Below are 18,780 nucleotides of genomic sequence, written 5' to 3'. Positions count from 1 at the left end.
GATACAATTTATTTCGCTTTTGGGAAAATGATAAGGATAAAAAATGGCAAAGAGTCTTTTTGATCTCACCGGAAAAATTGCTCTGGTAACCGGTGCGAGCCGAGGCATTGGTGAGGCAATTGCAAAACTGCTGGCAGAGCAGGGCGCCCATGTATTGGTATCCAGCCGGAAAATCGAAGGCTGCCAAGCCGTTGCTGATGCGATTGTCGATGCCGGTGGTAAAGCAGAAGCGATGCCCTGCCATATAGGCAATATGGAAGACATCCAGAAAGTATTTTCCGATGTTCGCGAGCGCTTCGGGCGGCTGGATATCCTGGTCAACAATGCGGCTACCAACCCCTACTTTGGTCATATCCTCGATACCGATCTTGCGGCATTTGAAAAAACGGTTGAAGTGAATATTCGCGGCTATTTCTTTATGTCTGTGGAGGCGGGCAAGTTGATGCGCGAACAAGGTGGTGGTGTGATTGTGAATACTGCCTCCGTGAATGCCCTGCAGCCTGGCGTGGGCCAGGGGATCTACTCCATCACCAAGGCGGCAGTAGTCAATATGACCAAAGCCTTTGCCAAGGAATGTGCCCAGTTCAATATCCGTGTTAATGCCCTATTGCCTGGGCTGACCAAAACCAAGTTTGCCGGGGCGCTTTTTACTCACGAGGATATTTATAAAACTGCAATCGGCCATATCCCCATGCATCGTCACGCTGAGCCTGAGGAGATGGCGGGCACTGTGCTCTACTTAGTTTCTGATGCGTCCAGTTACACCACGGGGGAATGTGTAGTGGTGGATGGCGGAATGACTTCCTGTGGGGGAATTTAACATGCAAGATCCAATATTGGATTTCGGCAACCAGGTTGCCCTAATTACTGGCGCCGCCAGTGGTTTTGGCAAGCTGCTGGCTAAAGAATTGGGATCTCGTGGAGCGCGCCTGGTGCTTGGAGATATCAATGAAGAGGGCCTGATGCAACTCGCCGATGACCTGGGTAGTGATGGTATCCAGGTGCGCGCTCAACGCTGTGATGTTTCCTCTGAAGCGGATTGTGTTGCTCTCGTGCAACTGGCTGAGTCCGAATTCGGTGGCCTGGATATGGCGGTAAATAATGCCGGTATCGCTCCGCCGATGATGTCTCTGAAGCAGACTGACGAAGCGATGATGGACCACCAGTACAATGTAAACCTGAAGGGCGTATTTTTCGGACTCAAGCACCAGCTGCCATTAATGAAAGATCGTGGCGGTGTAGTGCTCAATGTATCCTCTATGGCTGGACTGGGTGGCGCACCCAAAATTGCCTCATATGCAGCCGCCAAGCATGGGGTTATCGGGCTGACCAAAACTGCGGCGATGGAAAATGCCAAATATGGCATTCGGGTCAATGCCATTTGCCCATTCTATTGCCTGACGCCTATGGTGACCTCTGTGGAGGCCCCTGGGGCCAGCCCGGAAGAGGTACAGGCTTTTCTCGCCGAGGGTTGTCCGATGAAGCGTCTTGGCGAGCCTGAAGAAGTGGTAGCGGCTATGTTGATGCTACTCTCTCCGAAGATGACTTATGTTACGGGCCAGGCACTAGCGGTGGATGGCGGTTTATCGGCATACTAGCTCCTTTGTGCTAGTAATATCGAGGGCAGCCGCAATCTCATTGCAGCTGCCCCGATTTGTTAATCCCGCTAAAACACAGAAGAAGGAACCTTCTATGCCTACCCTAATTCCGCCAGAGAGAATTGGTGAGTTTATCGGACTGGAAATTGAACCCACTCACTGGTTGGAGATAGATCAGCAGCGCGTTAATAATTTTGCTGAATGTACTCTGGATCGGCAATTTATTCATGTTGACCCTGAAGCTGCAATGCAGACACCATTTGGGGGGACTATCGCTCATGGATTCCTTACTCTGTCACTGCTATCGCATTTTATAGAGAAGCTCGATATTCAGATTGAGGGAATGCATATGGTAGTAAACTATGGACTGGAAAAGGTTCGATTTATTCGGCCAGTTAAAGTCGGTAGCCGAGTCGCTGTAAGGGCAAAAATCTGTGATATCAATGAGAAAAAGCAGGGCCAGTTTTTGATCAGGTTACAGGCAACTATGGATATCGAAGGAGAGGTCAGGCCGGCATTCGTGGCGGAGTGTTTGTTTCTACAGCTGACCAAATAACAAATGGTAGGGGCTCAGCTTTATTAAAGGTCTTTAGCCCAGGGGAAGACCTTTCTTTCTTTGTTGGAATAAATAACTTCTATTTGTTTTTTTGTATCAAAATCACCTATATGAAGCTCATGTTCTACCGCGTCAGCTTCGTGTTTCCAGCGCAGCTCATAAGGGCCGGCTTCACTGATATTAAAAGAAAAACGGCCATTTCGATCACTCCGGGCAGTTGCAATGCGATCCCAACTTTGCATCGACATTACCGGTTCATTCAAACGAAGTAGATATAGATCCAGCCCTGCTTTGGGTGAGCGTGTCCGCTCTGTTAGGACCCTGCCTTCCAATACTTTATTGACAGCAGTCATTATTTATAGAGATGCCAGGGATTGGCGCACAATATTCAAGTGGGAAACGGGAATCCCTTTCTTATAGTAGGCACCGGTAAAGTTGACCTGCTGTACTTGAATAAAATTTGATATCAACGGGCTCCCCCAGTAAGGATTTCTTCCCCACCAGCCATAACGTCCAGCGCTTCTCGGATTTCTCTGAAAAAAATTGTGGGCCTGGAGGACGTTGTCATACAGAAGGTGGAAAGTCCTACTATCAAAAATGCTGTGTGCATCAAAGACCACCAAGTGATTTAGAGTGACCCCAACACGACCGAGCATATTGGCAAGCTTAATTGCGGAGGTACCTCCGCGGCTATAGCCAAATAGCATCAGGCTTTTTTTCTGCCTAGCCTCTTGGACAAGATACTTTCGAGCCCGGCGCTTCTCGCCTGGGCCAAACATGCTTCCACCCATTTCATTGATCAGGGCGCTGAGTGCTCGGTTGTCTCCCGCACTTGGGCCACCGGCACCGTAGATACCAGCCACGGCTAGGCTATTTTTTAATACTGGATTTTTGCCTGGTTTTTCGGTGGGGAGTTTTTCGTCAATCAAGGTCATTTCAGTAAAACCAAACTGCACTTGAAAGGTTTGCCTTAATTACGACTTCCATCTGTAGAGTCGATTGGTAAACCGATACCCGGATTTCAAATAGGAGCTGCGGTAATACACAAAACTGACTGTCGCTAGTGCAGGATGCGACAGCGCTTTTGTGCGAATTTGCGCAGCTCACGAGGTAAGGGTTGTTTTGCTGTGGTCCTCTGTTGTAATCGCCACTCTTGGCATAGAGCAATATAGTTTCCCGCTGTAACCTGATTTCTCAATGCCTGCCAGGGGTCTTCCTGTGTTTCAGACTCTATTTGAGGAGGCTGCCACCGGGCGATTTCCAATTCGGGTTGAGGACTTTCGTTTTCTGGGGTCATCCTTGGGGTCAGGGCTCCCAGGTGCTGTGCTGGATGCACCAACATTAAGATGGCAGCGATGGTGGCGCAGCCGAGTGAGGCTCTGGACAGTATTCGGCCGATATCTTTTTTCGGCTGTAGCCTTTTTGCTTGCTGTAACACCTGGGTATCCAGTTGCTGCGGGGAGGTAAAAGCTGACACCTCTTCGCGATATTGGTGCTCCCAATTGCTCATGCTTCTACCTCGATCACTCTTCTATAACCTCCACTTGCCAGGGTTTTGGTTGTACTCCGTACACCAGCGTTTCAATTTGCTCCTTTGCCCGATGATAGTATTCCCGACACTTTTTCAGGGATATCTGCTCAATATCTGCGACAGTGGCGAGGGAAAGCTTGCACTCCATATGGAGAAGCAAAATGTTGCGCTGCAAGGAGGGAAGTTTCTGGATAGCTACGAGCACGGCACTTTTTCGGTAATCGACTGCAGTAGACTTGTGCTCGTTCAATGCTTGTTGTTCACGCAGAGCTTTGTTGATTTGAATAAATAACCAGTTGCGAAAAAGCCTGCCATGTAACTGTGGCGGGTTTTCCAATATTTTTTGCCAGAGCTCTTGTAATATTTTTGCGGAAGAGGCTGGCGCCATTTGTATTGAATAGCGATACAAGGCGTCTTTGTGGCGCGTATAAAGTTGGTGAAATACGACAGTTTTACGCGTTTCCTTGTAGTGATCGAGGAGCGCTTCGTCTGTCAGATGTTGAAATGCTTTGCGGGACAAGTTGTCGCGCCTCCGTACGCGGATAATCCGAGCTCTGGTGGCTTCTGGAGCCTGGGTTTATACGGCGTTGATAATGGAAATTGTAGTATGTTTAAGCGTCTTACATATTTTCTCAGGCACCGGTGGACTCTGGTTTTTTAGAGGTTGGCTAAGAGTCTTTGGGCTTGCGAAGTATAGATGTCCGTTTCTTACCCGGTTTTACATCGGGTAACGGCCAACGCCAGTTTTTGACGAGCGGTTGATTGTCGCTTTAAGCCTTTTTTAAAGGGGAGGTGGCGCAAAAAGAAATATTATGTCTGGTGGAAAAATTATCGAAGTAGTAATTCTGGTAGTGGCAGAGGCAGCTGCTCAGGACCTTTGCCTGCGCGTAAGTCGGTCAGCCTGAGCCCGACACCTAGGAGACGAATAGGGTTCGGCCGTTTTTCCCAGCACTCTTGTAGCAGCTGCCGAAACTCAGAGATTCTTCCCGCGCGGCTACTGCGCTCATGGGTACTCTGGGTAAAGTCCGCGTATTTTACTTTTACGGTGGCGCCATTAACTTCGTAGCGATCGCCGAGCTTTTCCACCCGTTCCAATAGGCGCATATAAAGTGCGCTTAATTGCTCCAGCCATTCCTCAAATTCACACAGGTCTTCACTGAAGGTACGTTCTACACTGACGCTCTTACGTGCACCGTCACCACTAACCGGGCGCTCGTCGATACCACGGCTCAGTTCATAAAGGCGGCGGCCAAATTTACCAAAAAGTTTACTTAACTCGATTTGAGAATAACGTCTCAGATCCGCGCAGGTATGAATGCCTTGGCGATGCATTTTTTCAGCGGTTACCCGGCCGACACCATGGATTTTGCCAACCGGCAGGCGCACAACAAATTGATCTACTTCGTCGGGGGTAATAACTGTGAGGCCGTCGGGCTTACGCCAGTCACTGGCAATCTTGGCCAGGAACTTGTTTGGCGCCACCCCAGCGGAGATGGTGATACCCAGGTTGTCTTTTACCCTCTGGCGGATTTCTTCAGCAATGAGAGTGGCGCTGCCCTGGCAGCGAGCACTATTCGTGACATCCAGGAAGGCCTCATCAAGGGATAAGGGTTCAATATCATCGCAGTAGTCGAGGAATATCTCGCGGATCTGCCCGCTAACCTCCCGGTATTTAGCCATGTTACCGGGTACTACAATCAAGTCAGGGCAGAGTTTCTTGGCCTGGGCGGTAGGCATAGCGGAGCGCACCCCATAGCTGCGCGCTTCGTAGTTGCAGGTGGAAATAACCCCACGGCGGTCACTGCTACCTCCTACAGCCAGTGGTCGCCCACGCAGGTTGGGATCGTCTCGCATTTCAACCGACGCGTAAAAACAATCACAGTCGCAATGGATAATCTTTCGCATGCTGTGATTATATACAGTCTTTTAGGGCGCCAGGAAGTCAATTGTGTCGCTGGGGCCGGAGCCAGTTAATAACAGCCAGGTTAACAGGTAGGTGAACGATGAGCAGCATCCCTTTGGTGGAGAGCCCGGATGGTGACGAGGAGGCCAGGGTTTTTGCAGAGATTCAGGATCAGCTGGGCGGCATACCGAGCCTGTTTCGCGTTTATGCACACCACGAGGGGTTGCTTAAAGCCAATTGGGACAAGTTTAAGGCGGTCATGCTGCACGGTTGCCTGTCTGCCCAGCTGAAAGAAGCTATCGGGCTTGCTGTTTCCGCGGACAATCATTGTGACTATGGCATCTATCATCACAGTACATCTTTGCAAATGCTGGGAGTGGATGCTGCGGAGATTATGCGCATCCGTACCGACCCCAAAAACGTGCATTTTTCAGAAAAAGAACATGCTCTGTTCGATCTGGCCCGCAATGCCAACAGTGCCCCCGATGATCATCGCCGGCACTTGATCGCTGAAGCGCGAAAGCTAGGGGCCAGGGATGATGAGCTGCTTGAAGCATTGGGAGTGATGGAACTGGTTTCGGGCTTTAACCACCTGGCAGAAGTACTAAGTCTGGTCCCGACTCGCACACCACACCAAAAGTAACCCCGGTACATACCGGGGTGACTGGCTGAATCCCTGAGCTACTTGTCAGGCAATACTATTTGGGCGGCCTGGATTTACCGAATATCAGTGCCAGTACGAACAGCACAATAAAGATAAAGAAGAGAATTTTAGCGATTTCCGTCGCCGTGGTGGCAATACCACTGAAGCCAAAGAAGGCGGCGATCAAGGCAATTACCAGAAAGAGTATGGCCCAGCGCAACATGGCGATAGCTCCCAATGTGAGTACGGGAGTGGGCCGCAGAGTTCAATACCCGGCTCCCATTGGCCTTATTGATAATGTCGTCTGCTGTCTCTTACAAGTTTTCGATTTTCTCGCTCTCTGCTATTTGGGCGAGAGTAACAAAACGAAATCCTTGCTGGTGGAGTTGAGTGCTGATCAGCGGGAGGGCCTCAATAATCTGCTCACTGTGTTCATACATGGGATGCAACATCACCACACTGCCATCGGTAGCGTTTTCTGCCACATAGTCGGCAATTGACTCAGGTTCACTCATGTCGACATGAAGGCGGGGCTCAAGATCCCATTCAGCCAGCTGGAACTCCTGTTCTTCCAGTAAATCACTGAGCTCAACGGATATATTGCCAAATGGCGGCATAATCATTGGGCGTTCCTGGTAGCCATGGCTTTGGAGTAATTTACAGGTTTTTTTGATTTCCTCCTTAGCACTGCTTAGGGGTAGTTCAGCCAAGTTGATGTGGGAGTAACCGTGATTTCCCAGCTGGTGACCGGCATTAATAATGGCGCGAGTTTGTTCGGGAAACTGTTCCATTTGCATGCCGACAGGAAAAAAGGTGGCTTTGATTTGGAGTGCATCGAGTTGCTGTAATAGGGACTCTGTTACCCCGGGTACGGGGCCCTCGCCAAAGGCCAGGGCAATCTGTTTTTCCTTCCCAGTATTAGCCAAAGTGGCTAGAGAAAAGCTTAAATAAATAATTGAAATCGCAGTTATTATTATTCTCATTTAGCTATCCTGCTTTATTAAAGCTCAAAAATGAAAAAAGCCGTCAGTGACGGCTTTTTTGTAGGCTGTTATCGCTCGAGAAGCTCGAGCTTACCCTTCTTACCATCCCATTCCTCGGCATCTGGTAATGGGTCTTTTTTCTCAGTGATATTGGGCCAGACTTCAGCGAGCTCAGCGTTCAGCTCAATATATTCCTGCTGGTCATCAGGAACTTCATCCTCCGAGAAAATCGCATTGGCGGGACACTCCGGTTCACACAGGGCGCAGTCAATACACTCGTCGGGGTGAATAACCAGGAAGTTGGGGCCTTCGTAAAAACAGTCTACCGGGCAAACCTCTACACAGTCAGTGTATTTGCACTTAATGCAGTTTTCCCCAATTACGAATGTCATGTTTGTCCCTCGATAGTGCCACTGAATTCTTCGTGCAGCGGATTTTATCAATTACTGGCGCGAATTGTAGTGGCTTTTCAGTCGATTTAGTTCACGGTTTATAACAGGTTCAGTGACCGATCGTAGTCAGCCGGCCTTTTACTTCAATAACTTGCGCAAAGAATAGAGCGCTTCCAGGGCTTGGCGTGGCGTCATATCGTCCGGGTCCAGTTCCTCCAGGGCATCCACCGCAGGGTGGCTAGGGCTGCCAAATAGGTCAACCTGCTGGGGTGAAAGGGATTGCGCAGGGACTACAGCTACTGTGGCGGTAATCGCTTCAGGTTTCTGTATTGGCTCCGGAGCGGAAATGGGAGCAGAAACTGCGGCGGGTACATCCACTGACTGGGCTCCAGCCTCCAATGCTGCCAAACGGACACGAGCCTCGGTGAGGACATCTCCGGGAATACCCGCCAGCTTGGCCACCTGCAGGCCGTAACTCTTGGAAGCCGGGCCTTCCTGAATGCGGTGGAGGAAGACAATACCTTCACCGTGTTCAGTGGCATCCAGGTGTATATTGGCGACTTCTGCACACTGATTGGGCAGGTCGGTCAGCTCAAAGTAGTGGGTGGCGAACAGGGTGAAAGCGCGCACTTCTTCGGCCAGGTAGTGGGCACAGGCCCAGGCTAGAGATAGGCCGTCGTAAGTGCTGGTGCCACGGCCGATCTCGTCCATTAGAACCAGGCTGTGCTCGCTGGCATTGCGTAGAATATTGGCGGTCTCGGTCATCTCCACCATAAAGGTCGAGCGGCCACCGGCGAGGTCATCGGCACTGCCGATACGGGTGAAGATGCGGTCGAGCAGGCCGATCTGGGCGCTGTCTGCGGGCACGTAACTGCCGCAGTGGGCGAGCAGGGCGATCAACGCGGTTTGGCGCATATAGGTAGATTTACCACCCATGTTCGGACCGGTGATGACCAGCATCCGGCGGTCGTCGCGCAGCTCGATATCGTTGGCTACAAAGGGCTCGTCCAAGACCTGCTCAACTACCGGGTGGCGTCCACCACTGATGTGCAGCCCCGGCTCGGCCCCCAGCTCTGGGCGGCAGAGACGCAGGTCGTCCGCACGTTCGGCCAAACAGGCCAATACGTCCAATTCAGAAATACCGGCTGCGGCGGCTTGTAGCTCTGCCAAGGACTGATTCAGCTGATTGATCAGCTCTTCATAAAGCGCTTTTTCCCGCGCCAAGGCGCGGCTCTTCGCTGAAAGTGCCTTGTCCTCGAACTCCTTAAGCTCAGGAGTAATAAAGCGCTCGGCATTTTTTAGGGTCTGGCGGCGAATATACTCGGCCGGCGCCTTATCGCTCTGGCCTCGGCTGATTTCAATAAAGTAACCGTGCACCCGGTTGTAACCCACTTTCAGGGTGGGGATACCGGTGCGTTCTTTTTCCCGCTGTTCCAGTTGCACCAGGTAATCGCCCGCGTTCTCACTGATAGCGCGCAACTCATCTAACTCTTCGTCGTAACCGGTAGCAATGACTCCACCATCGCGTATTACGACAGGTGGATTTTCAATAATGGCGTTCTGCAGCAGGTCTACGGTCTCAGGCCATTCACCAATCTGGTCGCATAACTCTTTTAATAGGGCAGCATCTGACTCCGCCAGTTGCCGTTGGATTTCGGGGAACTGTGCCAGAGACTGGCCCAGGCGCGCCAAGTCGCGGGGGCGTGCAGAGCGCAATGCCAAGCGGCCTAGAATCCGCTCCATATCACCCACGGGCTTAAGGGCGTCACGCAAGGCCTCGAAACCGTAATCGGCAATCAGAGCTGCGATGACATCCTGACGGTTGCGCAGGGTGGTAAGCTGACGCAGTGGATTGTTCAACCAGCGGCGCAGCAGGCGGCTACCCATTGCGGTTTTACAGCTATCGAAAACGGACAGCAGGGTATTGTCATCACCGCCGTTCAGGTTCAGATCAATTTCCAGGTTGCGGCGGCTGGCACCATCCAATGCGACGGTCTCATCTCCGCTTTCGGTAAGCAGACTGCGAATATGAGGAAGCTCGGTACGTTGGGTATCCCGTGCGTACTGCAGCAGGCAACCAGCGGCCACGATAGCGCCATGCATATGGCTGCAACCGAAGGCTTCCAGATTCATGGTGCCAAACTGCTGGTTGAGCAGACGCAGAGAAGTTTCCAATTCGAATTCCCAGGGTGCGCGGCGACGTACGCCTGCATTGCGTTCAATTTCCACTGGTAAAGTGAGATCTTCTGGGGCCAGAAGTTCTACAGGATTATGGCGTTGAACTTGCTCGGCAAGGGCCTCCAGGGTGTCGGTTTCCTGTACTACAAAGCGGCCGGTAGCCAAGTCCAATAATGCCAAACCGAACACATCCCCTAAATGGGAGATTGCAGCTAGCAGGTTATCGCGGCGGTCGTTAAGTAAAGCCTCATCGGTGACGGTACCGGGGGTGACAATGCGAACAACCTGTCGCTCAACCGGCCCTTTACTGGTAGCCGGATCACCAATCTGTTCACATATCGCGACAGATACTCCGGCCTTTATCAAGCGTGAGAGATAGCCTTCGGCTGCATGGTAGGGAATACCAGCCATGGGGATCGGTTCTCCACCGGATTTACCCCTTGCGGTAAGAGTGACATCCAACAGCTCAGCCGCTTTCTTGGCATCGTCAAAGAACAGCTCGTAAAAATCCCCCATGCGGTAGAACACCAGCTCCTGGGGGTGCTGGGCTTTGATGCGCATGTATTGTTGCATCATCGGAGTGTGTTCTGAAGTCTTTGATTTACTTACACTTTTTGTCAATTTTCTGCCTTTTGTCTAAAAGCTGTCTAAGACTTGGGCCGGCTACATTATCAGTTTCGCGCAATCGGATGTACCGCTCTGTCATTGCTGGGCTAACGTGCCCGGCCAGAACTTGAGCATCAATGCCGGCGCGCTTGGCATCGGTCAGCGATTTAGCTCGGATGTCGTGGATAGTGGTGTCCTCAATTCCGGCCTTAGTCCTGGCCCTGTCGTAGGCGTCTCGAATGCCTCGATAACTGTATGGGGTGTTCTTGCCCCGAGGGTGGAATAAATAGAGGCACATGACCTTATGCAGCTGTTTGGCCTCAGCAACAATCCGCTCCAGCTCGGGTTCCATTTGGACTAGTAACCGCTTGCCAGTCTTCTCTTGCTGAAACTTGATGCCCTCTTTGGTTATATCGCTGTGCTGAATTGCCAATACATCCGAGATGCGCTGGGCGGTCAAGTAGCACATATCCATTACTAATTTTATTGTGGGATTGGCCTTGGATCGGATTGCCTTGAATTCATCGTCAGTGAGATAGCGGTCCCGCTTCTTCTCCTCGAACCTCTTGATACCAAAAGCGGGATTTATATCAGCCATACCCTGGCGAACAGCCCGCTCAAAAATGGCCTTAATAACCGTTAGCATCCGGTTGGCTATATTGGGGGTGTCTTCGTACAGGTCTAGAAACTGGGTTATATCACTGGTTCGCACAATGTCAGGGGTGAACTCTGAAAACCCATATTCAATACGTGGGCGCATACTCTGATATTGCTTGAGCGTATTGAGCGCTAACTTGCCGTCCGCGTGCCGGCGTTCATAGCGCTCGTAGACCTGGTTAACCAACTCACTCCACTGAGGTGTTGGAGACTCGATAGCGGCGACCATGGCCAGGGAGCGATGATACTCCTTAGCCAATGGTCTCCATTTATTTTTTTGGACATAGTAATAACGCCCATGCTTCTCATATACCCGAGGGGGTAGAGGTCGTCCCTGACTATCCTTTCTCATAACCGTTTAACTGTGGGGCGAGGAATACCCGATTGTTGCATGGGTGCAAGACTCTGAACCAGTACTACGGGGCGCCCCCCAATCATCCTGAATGGTATCTCCGCTTTCCTTAGCTCCTCGGCCTGGCTCTTTGCCCGCTTCTTCTTGGTTAACTCTTCAAGCTGGGCGTCTGTGAGCCAGGGGGGCGGGGGATTTAATGATGTTCCACTCATAATCCTTTCCTGTCAGCTATAGCGCGACCGAAGCCGCGCCAATTACCCGTTTACTCTTGGAATGGTCACGCTAGTGCTGATTCCATAGCCTTTGCAGCTTGGTGAGACCTTTGCCGGTCACTAGTGCGGTGACGGATTGCTGCAGGCCGTGGTCGGGGTGCTCCCATTTACTCAGCTTCACATCCAGACAGCCGGCCTCTATCTTGGCTTGGTATGGCTCATTGCGCCGTGAGACCCAGCCAATCTGGCGCAGGAAGGCGAAGAGCCGTCGCTGACCAGTGCCGAGTATCTTGGCAGTCTGGGCCACGCTGATGGCGTCCGGGGCTATCTCCACCTGCTTGGCAAAGGCTACACGCGGCGCCTCCTCTTTGATCTGATGCTCCAGTTGGTGCTTCTCCTGCTCTAGCTGCAGGCGCTCCTCTTCGGATTGCACGGCCAGCTGTAGTATCTCTAGCCGGGACAAATTCTCCACGCTGGGGGCCTGACGTTGCTGGGTCAGCTCATCGCGCATCTCAAAGAAGGCTTTCACTAGGCGCTTCTTGAACTCTTTCACCACACCGATATTGCGCATAAAAGTGATTAGCGTAGTGGCCTGGTGCTCGTTGAGGATGGCTACCTCGCGTTGCTGGGTGCCTCCGGCAGTTTCAAAGGGTTGGATTTCAAATCTCACCCTACCAAACGCCTCAAAATCATCGTTGTGTTGGCGAATTATCTTAATGACAGATGCGTGCGGTCGCTGCACCCCCTCGGCAATAGCCAGGGAGGTGGTGGTGGCTTGGTTGTTTACAACTTGAATCAGGTTGTTCATTGCTGCACCCCCTCCAAAAGGTCGATAACAGTTTGATCCCCAATGTACAGGCTTAGCATTTGCACATGGGCGGCTAGTACTGACACATCCACATCCCTGGTTGCGATTGACTTCTTCAGCCTCTGCCCGCATTGATATCCATTCTGCTTGGCAATTGCTAAAACTGAATTCAGCATGACCCTGGCTTTTTTGTTTGGTTGTTGAGTGTGTGTCTCCAGAAGTAGGAGTAACGCCCCTTTAGCATTTATTAGATATTGCCCGCTATGCGAGTCTTCTTTGAACCAATCTGATATATCCAATTCGCTCATTGCTTGCCCTCCATGTTTTCAAGGTCTTCACGTTCACAATCGATGATGTTTGCCGATTCATCAGCAAGCTGAACACCTATGGCTGCTAACTCACGGGCGGTTGGGTCGTTTTCCGGCATACAGGTGATACTGTGGAATAGGGTGCGGAGCTTTCTCAGCGAATCCAGGCTGAGACTTGCGATATTGAGAGATTGAGCAATGGAATTGTTGGCCTGACTGATAGGCGCAACTTGGGCGTGGTTTGGCATGGGAGCCTCCTTCGATAGCGTATTGTCCGCCACCGCAGAGGTCTCAATCTCGATTGGGTGGCGGGGTAGACGGGTTGAGACTACCGCTCGAAGGATACGGCGGGCACAAGTGCCCCCCGAATACCCCACCATAAAAGGGATATTTCGCGCATAAAAAAAGACGCATACAGCTAGAGGCGTCTTCCTGGCGCCTTCGAAATTCGGGGTCTCAATCCCGACTCCTGATTTTGCAGGAGCGGGGAAAGCATGGCACCAGCTGTTATTCATTGTCAACCCCAGCTTTGCATTATTGATTTCCACGCTTCTACACCCACCCTCAACAATTCCGGTCTGTGCTTTCATGCTGCCACCTCAGCCTGCTCAACCCTGCGGAACTCAACTACCCATACCCAGGGGTTTTGGTCCCAGCTGTCTTTGCTGTAGATAGATTCCCAAAGCGCCCCATATGCGTCTCTGGCTGACTCACCGCAAATTGGCGTGGGCCACGGCTCACAGTGATACATGGCAGTTTTAGTTAGTGGTGTTTGTAGGGTTGAATTAAGAATTCCTTCAGCTATAGCGTCTTCTTCGCTGATGTCCTGAATACGTTGAATTCGAATAGCTGTAATTTCTAAGGTGATACGGCTCGCCCAGCGGGGCATGTGGATTGAGGGTCTCCACACCTCGCCAACCATAGAGCAGTCTTCCCCGCACTCGTCTTCACTGAAAGGATTGAAGGGGTAATCGGCTCTATAGGTGACTTTGTTTTGATGGCTAAGGTGATGTGTTTCTCGCACCCATAAACGGTCACCGGGTTGGCCATGGGGACACACGGAGCCGGCAAAGCCTGCCCAGCCGCCCTCATTATTTAGTTGCTCCTCCACCTTAACCATTGATTCCACTGCGTCGCAGGCCCACCAGTGGCCACCATGAGGTGAGAGCTCGGGTTGAGGTTTCATTAACCGGCGCGTTTGGGTTTTACGGCCATCCAGAATCGCACGCACCATATCCCCATTAAATAAGATTGGTTTTTCTGCTATGGCTGGGTTAGTCATTGGAGGTTCCCGTAATCTCAGAGTTTTTAGCTAGGTGTTCTAACGCATCCTTGCATGCCAGTTCGGCTGTAAGGTTTTGTCCATAGGCTAATACGTTTGTGGCCATGAACTTATCATGCAGGGCTGCGACCCAGCCCGTAGCGTTGGTTCTATGGATATCCACCCATAGCTGCGGGTATTTATCCCTCAGCTCGTCCACTTTATTTAAAAACTCAATTACGCTGTTGACTGGAGCGGATTGCTCAGATTCAGCAAACGCCTGAAACTGCGAAAACATCCAATGCAGGAATTCATTGAATTCTGGTTCGTAGAAAGTAAACCCTTCGCTGGTTCCAGCTATTTCTGTAGCCTTTTTTCTCCACTGCTCCAGGAGGTCTTTATATATTGGGTGTGCCATTGCATATCCCTCGCTTTATTTACTTTCATTACTCAAGCCGCAAACGGATAAATAAAAACTCCCTGTACATGCAGCTCATCGGGGGGGGGTAATCTCCTTTGCAGATGCAGCCCCTTTTCTCTGTCTTCTCAATTCAGCAACTATTGCGCGTTGAACCATTTGGAATTTATCGGTATCAACTGCCACGCCTGTGGGTTTTCTGTTCTTTATCCTTTCGAATGCGGAAACAAACTTCTTAACTTCTGCAATTACTGCTGATGCTTGTTTGTTTAGTGGAAATTTTGAGATTTCCATTTGAACCCCCTTGGGGGCCCTGAACTAGCGGCCCAGGTTGGTAATTAGAATGGTGGTGGCTCATCAAACTGCTGACTGAAGTCATTTGTCCCGCCCATAGCATTTGGAGCCTGCCGGTTCTGCTGATACCTTTGGTTTTGCGGCTGGTTCTGTGATGCCATAGGGGAGGGCTGCTGATGGCCCTGCTGTGCTCCATTCTGCTGACCGTCAAGCATTTGCATTTCAGCTGCGACAATTTCGGTGGTGAAGCGGTCCTGGCCACTGTTTTTGTCTTGCCACTTCCGTGTGCGCAGTGAGCCCTCGACATAAACCTTCGCCCCTTTGCGCAGGTATTCCCCGGCTATTTCTGCAAGGCGATTAAAGAACACCACGCGGTGCCACTCTGTACGTTCCTGCTGTTGGCCGGTCTGCTTATCCTTCCAGCTTTCGCTGGTGGCTAGGCTGATGTTGGTTATGGCGCTGCCGCTGGGTGTGTACCTGGTTTCTGGGTCGTTGCCCAGGTTGCCGATCAGAATTACTTTGTTTATTCCTCTAGCCATCGTTAGTACCCCTCTTTTGCTGGCGGGAGGAGTTTGTAGTCACATATGTAATCAAACTCACTCCCAGGAGGAAGCTCCTTTACATTGGTTTTGGTCGCCACGAAAGAAACCTTGCCAACTAAAACCCCTTCAACCTCTTCATCCCAGGTGTCCTGGCAGTAATCTGGAATCTCGCCCTCTGCATGCTCCTTGGCCTCTTCCTCAGTGGAAAAAAACAAGAAGTCGCCTCCTGGGCAATACGAAAACCAAGGCTGCTCTGCAGATGGACTCGAATGCTTTTGCACAAATTCTCTGCGAGCCCTGATTGCTGCGATTTGCCTTTCCCGTTGCCTTTCCTGTTCTGGTGTCATTACTAGCTCTCCCTTTTCTTCAGCTCGCCATCGACGACGCTATAAGTGGTCAATTCTTCGGTTTTCTTATCGAAGATTTGCACCCAGCGAACAAAGGTTTCGGTTTTGGCAATATCTTGTGCCCCTTTAATGGCTGCCTCTTTAGTGGGGCGCGATTCCTTAAAGTCTTTAGCCCCACCCATTAACAGGTTGTAAGTACCGCTAAATATGGCGAATCTGTTCATTTGCCCTGTCTCCACTATTGTTTCCACTTTGCCCGCTTACGCCTCGCCTTTTGGCTTAGCTTGTTTGGCTTTCCTGCGTCGAAATTCTGCGCAGGTAGATTAATGCTGCCCCACTCTCGACCTAAAAGACTTAGTGCGAATGTGGTTGTAGATAAACCATTCCCTAAAAACATATTTCTCTCCTAAAAAATGCGCCCTATACCAGCGGCGCAAGCCTCACGCGTTAATAGTTGATCGAAATATTAGGAATAGAGCCGCGAGCAATTAACTCAACAATCTTTTGTGCGGCCTTTTCTTGGAACCCTTTGTCAATAAAGGCTTTCTTTGCAGCGTTGTTTATCTTGCGGCAGTGAGACTTGTTTGCCTCCTTGCGGCGCTGCTCTTCCTCGGCTGCGCGCTTTTCAGCTTCAACTCGCTGGCGCTCACGTTCCACAGCTTCACATTTCTCTCTTTCTGCTCGCTCGGCTGCTTCCCTGGCTTGCCGCTCAGCTCTTTCCGCCGCTTCTTTTGCTTCGCGTTCCGCACGCTCTTTGGCTTCAATGGCTGCCCGCTTTTCCTGCTCTGCCTCCTTGCGTGTACGTTCTGCCGCTTCCTGGGCGATTCGCTCCTCTCGCTCTTTGCGTTCACGCTGTTCTCGCTCCATCCGGAGCTGAGCTAATTCGGCTTGTTCTGCCTCATAGGCTTTGCGCTTTTCCAGGGCTTCGCGAAGTGTTGCCAGTGAGGCTTCTTTTGTACGAGCGGCCTGAGCTTCGAATTCTTCCCAGCCCTCGCCAATCTCTACGGATTCAATAATTGAAATGCAATGTGATAGCTCGTTAGAGTCAAGGTCAGAGCATTCGGAGGCGTAAAGCTCCATTTGGGAAATCTTGCTCTTATGTCCGTTGATTCGCTTCTCCTCAGCCTCCTCCCAGTCTGTTAGAGGCTGCCTTACCTCCGTTTTCAAATTGTCGAGATAGTCGCGCATACGCTTTCGCTCAGAATCGACCTTTTTGATTTGGGCTTTCTGATCGGCTACTAAACCCTTCCCTAAACCGTCCAGATGGGTTTTACTGCGGGCTACCTGATGAGCCATGGAGGCGATTGTTTTTCGGCCTGTTACGGTGCTGACATCAGCAACAACGGACTTTGCTTTACTGGTGATTTCTTCCAGAACTGCATCTAATCCATTACTTGCGAAAATCTGGACTGGTTGAACATCTTGAGTGGTTATTAATTCCGTGGTCATTTTTCTATCCCTGCTAAGCGGCTTTTTTACTTAGGTTGCTGCGATACTCCTCAACCAGTTTGTCGAACTTCAATAAATCAATTTCCAGCTCGTCGATGTAGTTATCGTCTCGCTCCATTTTTCGAACCGTTAGAGCCTTGCCGATTTTTTCCAGGGCAGGGCAGTACAAAACAAAGTGCCACCATTTGCGCCCGGTTAACCACATGCAGCCTTGAATCTGGTCTTTGAATTCGTCGAGATTTTCATCAAGCAAGATGGTCCGAAGGCGCTCAGGAGAAACCAAGCATTTATACTCGCTGCCACCATCCTCACCGATTAAGCCGTCTGCACTGGCTCCAAATTTGCGGTCATCAGTTAGCACCAGCCCGGTCTGCTCGATAAACGTATCTATTTGGTCTTCGTGGGCCGCACGGGCTTCTGGCTCTAATTCGTTGCCGCGTTTCATTGCCCAGGTCTGGAAGCCTCCGTCCAGGGGTTCACCGCTGATGCGCTCTACAGCCAAGCGAAATGCGTAGTCGTGAGCGGCTGCGGTGAAGTCACCTTTGTTTTTCCCGCTTTTTAAGCGCTTACGGACTTCAGAGAAGTTACTGGCGGTGATGGCTCCGGCGCGCTCGCGGTGCCACTCCTTAGAGCCTTGTTCGACTTTGCAGATAATCATTGCTGCACTCCTTGTGCTCGGTTTTCTTGAAGATATTTCATTGCGCGGTTGAATCTGTCCGCGGGCAGTTGGTTGATGTTCTGAATCCCAGCTGAGTTGCAAAATTGCTGTTCATTAATTCCGGCCATTCGCATAGCGTTGCGGAGCTGCTGGATTTGCTGGGGAGATACGTTGTTTACATTGGCGGGGGGCACTCCGTCTGTATCCTCGCCTTTAATCGTGATATCCAATAGTGCGCCGTAGACATAACGCTTCCCGTATGAGACGGAGCTACCTATTGATTGGACGTTGTTTTTACTTCCGCTACCATCTGCTGGCAGCGTTATCTCGGTTTCTTCCCTGTGCCCCTGGCTGTGCATTAAAATTCCAGAAATACAAACGTCACGCTCGGTATTTTTTATCCTGAAACTAACTGCAAATCCGTATTTCTTTAAGAATGGTTTGCATGCCTCTTGGATATCGTCAAGTTTTGCAAACTTGCTGCGGAGAGTACCTTTAACAATAATTTCGCCGTTCTTATCTATAACTGGTAACTCTGCCTGCATCTGAGCCATTGCTGTATTGAATGCTTGCTCTGCGTTGCGGTTCATAATCCGCTCTTGCATATCCAGAAGGCGTTCTAGCTTGTCGATATCTGCTTCTGGATTTGCTGCTACACGCTCGATAACAGCGAGCACTTGTGTGGCTTCAGAGGCTGGCTGAGCAGGAGCCGGTTGTGACTCTGGCTTTACCATTATTTGATTTGATTCAGACATTTTGCTCACTCCCGTTATTAGAGGGGTGCCAGTTTTTAAGCCGGCTCCAATTCCTCTGTAGACTCCTCACAAACAAACTCACCACTCTCGTTCAGCGAATACCATTTGTTTGGTTCGATTTCTCCGTGTCCTGCAATTGCTGCCCGAATGTGAATCAGCTCTCCTTCGTCATCTCGATAGCAGAGGACAATGGCGCTACCCTCAGAGGCGCGAGCTTTACTTTCAGCGCCTACTGCAATCGCAACTGAGTGCTGGCCTTCAACTTCGGCTGCGCTCTGGTCTCCGGTGTTAGTGGCTGCGCTCCAGTTTCCGGTGTTAGTGGCTGCGCT

Annotated in this window: 28 protein-coding genes; 4 read left to right on the top strand and 24 right to left on the bottom strand. The window is 50.9% G+C overall.

Features of this window, described 5'->3' with window-relative positions:
• Window positions 1-43 precede the first annotated feature (43 nt).
• The 3 genes from ACCI49_RS16240 (at window position 44) to ACCI49_RS16230 (ending at window position 2,154) form a co-directional block, all read left to right on the top strand.
• Entirely contained in the window at window positions 44-820 is a 777-nt protein-coding gene (locus ACCI49_RS16240) for an SDR family oxidoreductase (protein ID WP_020411370.1), read from the top strand.
• 1 nt (window position 821) lies between these two features.
• Window positions 822-1,598 carry an SDR family NAD(P)-dependent oxidoreductase gene (locus tag ACCI49_RS16235; protein WP_020411369.1) on the top strand — a complete coding sequence of 259 codons (777 nt, stop codon included), beginning with the start codon at window positions 822-824 and terminating at the stop codon, window positions 1,596-1,598.
• Window positions 1,599-1,692: 94 nt separating this feature from the next.
• Entirely contained in the window at window positions 1,693-2,154 is a 462-nt protein-coding gene (locus ACCI49_RS16230) for a MaoC family dehydratase (RefSeq protein ID WP_020411368.1), read from the top strand.
• Between the two features lie 23 nt (window positions 2,155-2,177).
• On the opposite strand, the gene ACCI49_RS16225 is transcribed toward ACCI49_RS16230, so the two are convergent.
• From ACCI49_RS16225 to dinB, 5 genes are all read right to left on the bottom strand, one after another.
• The gene (locus tag ACCI49_RS16225) at window positions 2,178-2,507 is read right to left on the bottom strand and encodes a hypothetical protein (protein WP_020411367.1); all 330 of its coding nucleotides are present in this window, start codon (window positions 2,505-2,507) and stop codon (window positions 2,178-2,180) included.
• A gap of 3 nt (window positions 2,508-2,510) precedes the next feature.
• On the bottom strand, window positions 2,511-3,110 hold the full coding sequence (locus ACCI49_RS16220) for a hypothetical protein (protein WP_020411366.1): 600 nt from the start codon (window positions 3,108-3,110) through the stop codon (window positions 2,511-2,513).
• Window positions 3,111-3,214: 104 nt separating this feature from the next.
• Entirely contained in the window at window positions 3,215-3,664 is a 450-nt protein-coding gene (locus tag ACCI49_RS16215) for a hypothetical protein (RefSeq protein WP_371840128.1), read from the bottom strand.
• 13 nt (window positions 3,665-3,677) lie between these two features.
• Window positions 3,678-4,205, bottom strand: a complete 528-nt coding sequence (locus ACCI49_RS16210) for an RNA polymerase sigma factor (RefSeq protein WP_020411364.1) — start codon at window positions 4,203-4,205, stop codon at window positions 3,678-3,680.
• Window positions 4,206-4,513: 308 nt separating this feature from the next.
• Window positions 4,514-5,590 carry a DNA polymerase IV gene (gene dinB / locus ACCI49_RS16205; RefSeq protein WP_026304883.1) on the bottom strand — a complete coding sequence of 359 codons (1,077 nt, stop codon included), beginning with the start codon at window positions 5,588-5,590 and terminating at the stop codon, window positions 4,514-4,516.
• Between the two features lie 98 nt (window positions 5,591-5,688).
• On the opposite strand from dinB, the gene ACCI49_RS16200 reads away from it, so the two are divergent.
• Complete coding sequence (locus ACCI49_RS16200; RefSeq protein ID WP_020411362.1) at window positions 5,689-6,231, top strand: carboxymuconolactone decarboxylase family protein; 543 nt, start codon at window positions 5,689-5,691, stop codon at window positions 6,229-6,231.
• A 55-nt stretch (window positions 6,232-6,286) separates the two neighbouring features.
• Here ACCI49_RS16200 and ACCI49_RS16195 read toward each other — a convergent pair whose 3' ends face one another.
• From ACCI49_RS16195 to ACCI49_RS16105, 19 genes are all read right to left on the bottom strand, one after another.
• On the bottom strand, window positions 6,287-6,454 hold the full coding sequence (locus ACCI49_RS16195; RefSeq protein WP_020411361.1) for a DUF1328 domain-containing protein: 168 nt from the start codon (window positions 6,452-6,454) through the stop codon (window positions 6,287-6,289).
• 91 nt (window positions 6,455-6,545) lie between these two features.
• Window positions 6,546-7,214, bottom strand: coding sequence for a polysaccharide deacetylase family protein (locus ACCI49_RS16190; protein ID WP_371840127.1), 669 nt, complete (start codon window positions 7,212-7,214; stop codon window positions 6,546-6,548).
• A gap of 68 nt (window positions 7,215-7,282) precedes the next feature.
• Window positions 7,283-7,606 (bottom strand): ferredoxin FdxA, encoded by a 324-nt coding sequence (gene fdxA / locus ACCI49_RS16185; protein ID WP_020411359.1) that lies wholly within the window; start codon window positions 7,604-7,606, stop codon window positions 7,283-7,285.
• 138 nt (window positions 7,607-7,744) lie between these two features.
• Window positions 7,745-10,360, bottom strand: coding sequence for a DNA mismatch repair protein MutS (gene mutS / locus ACCI49_RS16180; RefSeq protein ID WP_371840126.1), 2,616 nt, complete (start codon window positions 10,358-10,360; stop codon window positions 7,745-7,747).
• Window positions 10,361-10,385: 25 nt separating this feature from the next.
• Window positions 10,386-11,306, bottom strand: a complete 921-nt coding sequence (locus ACCI49_RS16175) for a tyrosine-type recombinase/integrase (protein WP_371840125.1) — start codon at window positions 11,304-11,306, stop codon at window positions 10,386-10,388.
• 89 nt (window positions 11,307-11,395) lie between these two features.
• Window positions 11,396-11,611: a DUF4224 domain-containing protein gene (locus ACCI49_RS16170; protein WP_371840124.1), complete on the bottom strand. Its 216-nt coding sequence runs from the start codon at window positions 11,609-11,611 to the stop codon at window positions 11,396-11,398.
• Between the two features lie 70 nt (window positions 11,612-11,681).
• Window positions 11,682-12,419 carry a phage antirepressor KilAC domain-containing protein gene (locus tag ACCI49_RS16165; RefSeq protein WP_371840123.1) on the bottom strand — a complete coding sequence of 246 codons (738 nt, stop codon included), beginning with the start codon at window positions 12,417-12,419 and terminating at the stop codon, window positions 11,682-11,684.
• Complete coding sequence (locus ACCI49_RS16160) at window positions 12,416-12,727, bottom strand: hypothetical protein (protein ID WP_371840122.1); 312 nt, start codon at window positions 12,725-12,727, stop codon at window positions 12,416-12,418. The genes ACCI49_RS16165 and ACCI49_RS16160 overlap by 4 nt, the downstream gene beginning before the upstream one ends.
• Entirely contained in the window at window positions 12,724-13,317 is a 594-nt protein-coding gene (locus ACCI49_RS16155; RefSeq protein ID WP_371840121.1) for a hypothetical protein, read from the bottom strand. Before ACCI49_RS16155 ends, ACCI49_RS16160 begins: the two co-directional genes overlap by 4 nt.
• Window positions 13,314-14,009: a hypothetical protein gene (locus ACCI49_RS16150; protein ID WP_371840120.1), complete on the bottom strand. Its 696-nt coding sequence runs from the start codon at window positions 14,007-14,009 to the stop codon at window positions 13,314-13,316. Before ACCI49_RS16150 ends, ACCI49_RS16155 begins: the two co-directional genes overlap by 4 nt.
• The gene (locus ACCI49_RS16145; protein WP_371840119.1) at window positions 14,002-14,406 is read right to left on the bottom strand and encodes a hypothetical protein; all 405 of its coding nucleotides are present in this window, start codon (window positions 14,404-14,406) and stop codon (window positions 14,002-14,004) included. The genes ACCI49_RS16150 and ACCI49_RS16145 overlap by 8 nt, the downstream gene beginning before the upstream one ends.
• Before the next feature lie 75 nt (window positions 14,407-14,481).
• On the bottom strand, window positions 14,482-14,700 hold the full coding sequence (locus ACCI49_RS16140; RefSeq protein WP_371840118.1) for a hypothetical protein: 219 nt from the start codon (window positions 14,698-14,700) through the stop codon (window positions 14,482-14,484).
• Window positions 14,701-14,744: 44 nt separating this feature from the next.
• On the bottom strand, window positions 14,745-15,239 hold the full coding sequence (gene ssb, locus ACCI49_RS16135) for a single-stranded DNA-binding protein (RefSeq protein ID WP_371840117.1): 495 nt from the start codon (window positions 15,237-15,239) through the stop codon (window positions 14,745-14,747).
• A 2-nt stretch (window positions 15,240-15,241) separates the two neighbouring features.
• On the bottom strand, window positions 15,242-15,457 hold the full coding sequence (locus ACCI49_RS16130) for a hypothetical protein (protein ID WP_371840115.1): 216 nt from the start codon (window positions 15,455-15,457) through the stop codon (window positions 15,242-15,244).
• A 134-nt stretch (window positions 15,458-15,591) separates the two neighbouring features.
• Window positions 15,592-15,813: a hypothetical protein gene (locus ACCI49_RS16125; RefSeq protein WP_371840114.1), complete on the bottom strand. Its 222-nt coding sequence runs from the start codon at window positions 15,811-15,813 to the stop codon at window positions 15,592-15,594.
• Between the two features lie 223 nt (window positions 15,814-16,036).
• A complete protein-coding gene (locus ACCI49_RS16120; protein WP_371840113.1) occupies window positions 16,037-17,038 on the bottom strand; it encodes a hypothetical protein in 1,002 nt (333 codons plus the stop codon).
• Between the two features lie 13 nt (window positions 17,039-17,051).
• On the bottom strand, window positions 17,052-17,696 hold the full coding sequence (locus ACCI49_RS16115) for a lambda exonuclease family protein (protein ID WP_371840112.1): 645 nt from the start codon (window positions 17,694-17,696) through the stop codon (window positions 17,052-17,054).
• Window positions 17,693-18,451 carry an ERF family protein gene (locus tag ACCI49_RS16110; protein WP_371840110.1) on the bottom strand — a complete coding sequence of 253 codons (759 nt, stop codon included), beginning with the start codon at window positions 18,449-18,451 and terminating at the stop codon, window positions 17,693-17,695. Before ACCI49_RS16110 ends, ACCI49_RS16115 begins: the two co-directional genes overlap by 4 nt.
• A gap of 35 nt (window positions 18,452-18,486) precedes the next feature.
• Window positions 18,487-18,780: YdhT family protein (locus ACCI49_RS16105; RefSeq protein WP_371840109.1), on the bottom strand; the 294-nt coding region annotated here is incomplete at its 5' end.

The organism is Microbulbifer epialgicus, from assembly GCF_041447265.1.
Taxonomy (GTDB): domain Bacteria; phylum Pseudomonadota; class Gammaproteobacteria; order Pseudomonadales; family Cellvibrionaceae; genus Microbulbifer; species Microbulbifer epialgicus.
This window is presented reverse-complemented; position numbering and strand designations above follow the sequence as displayed.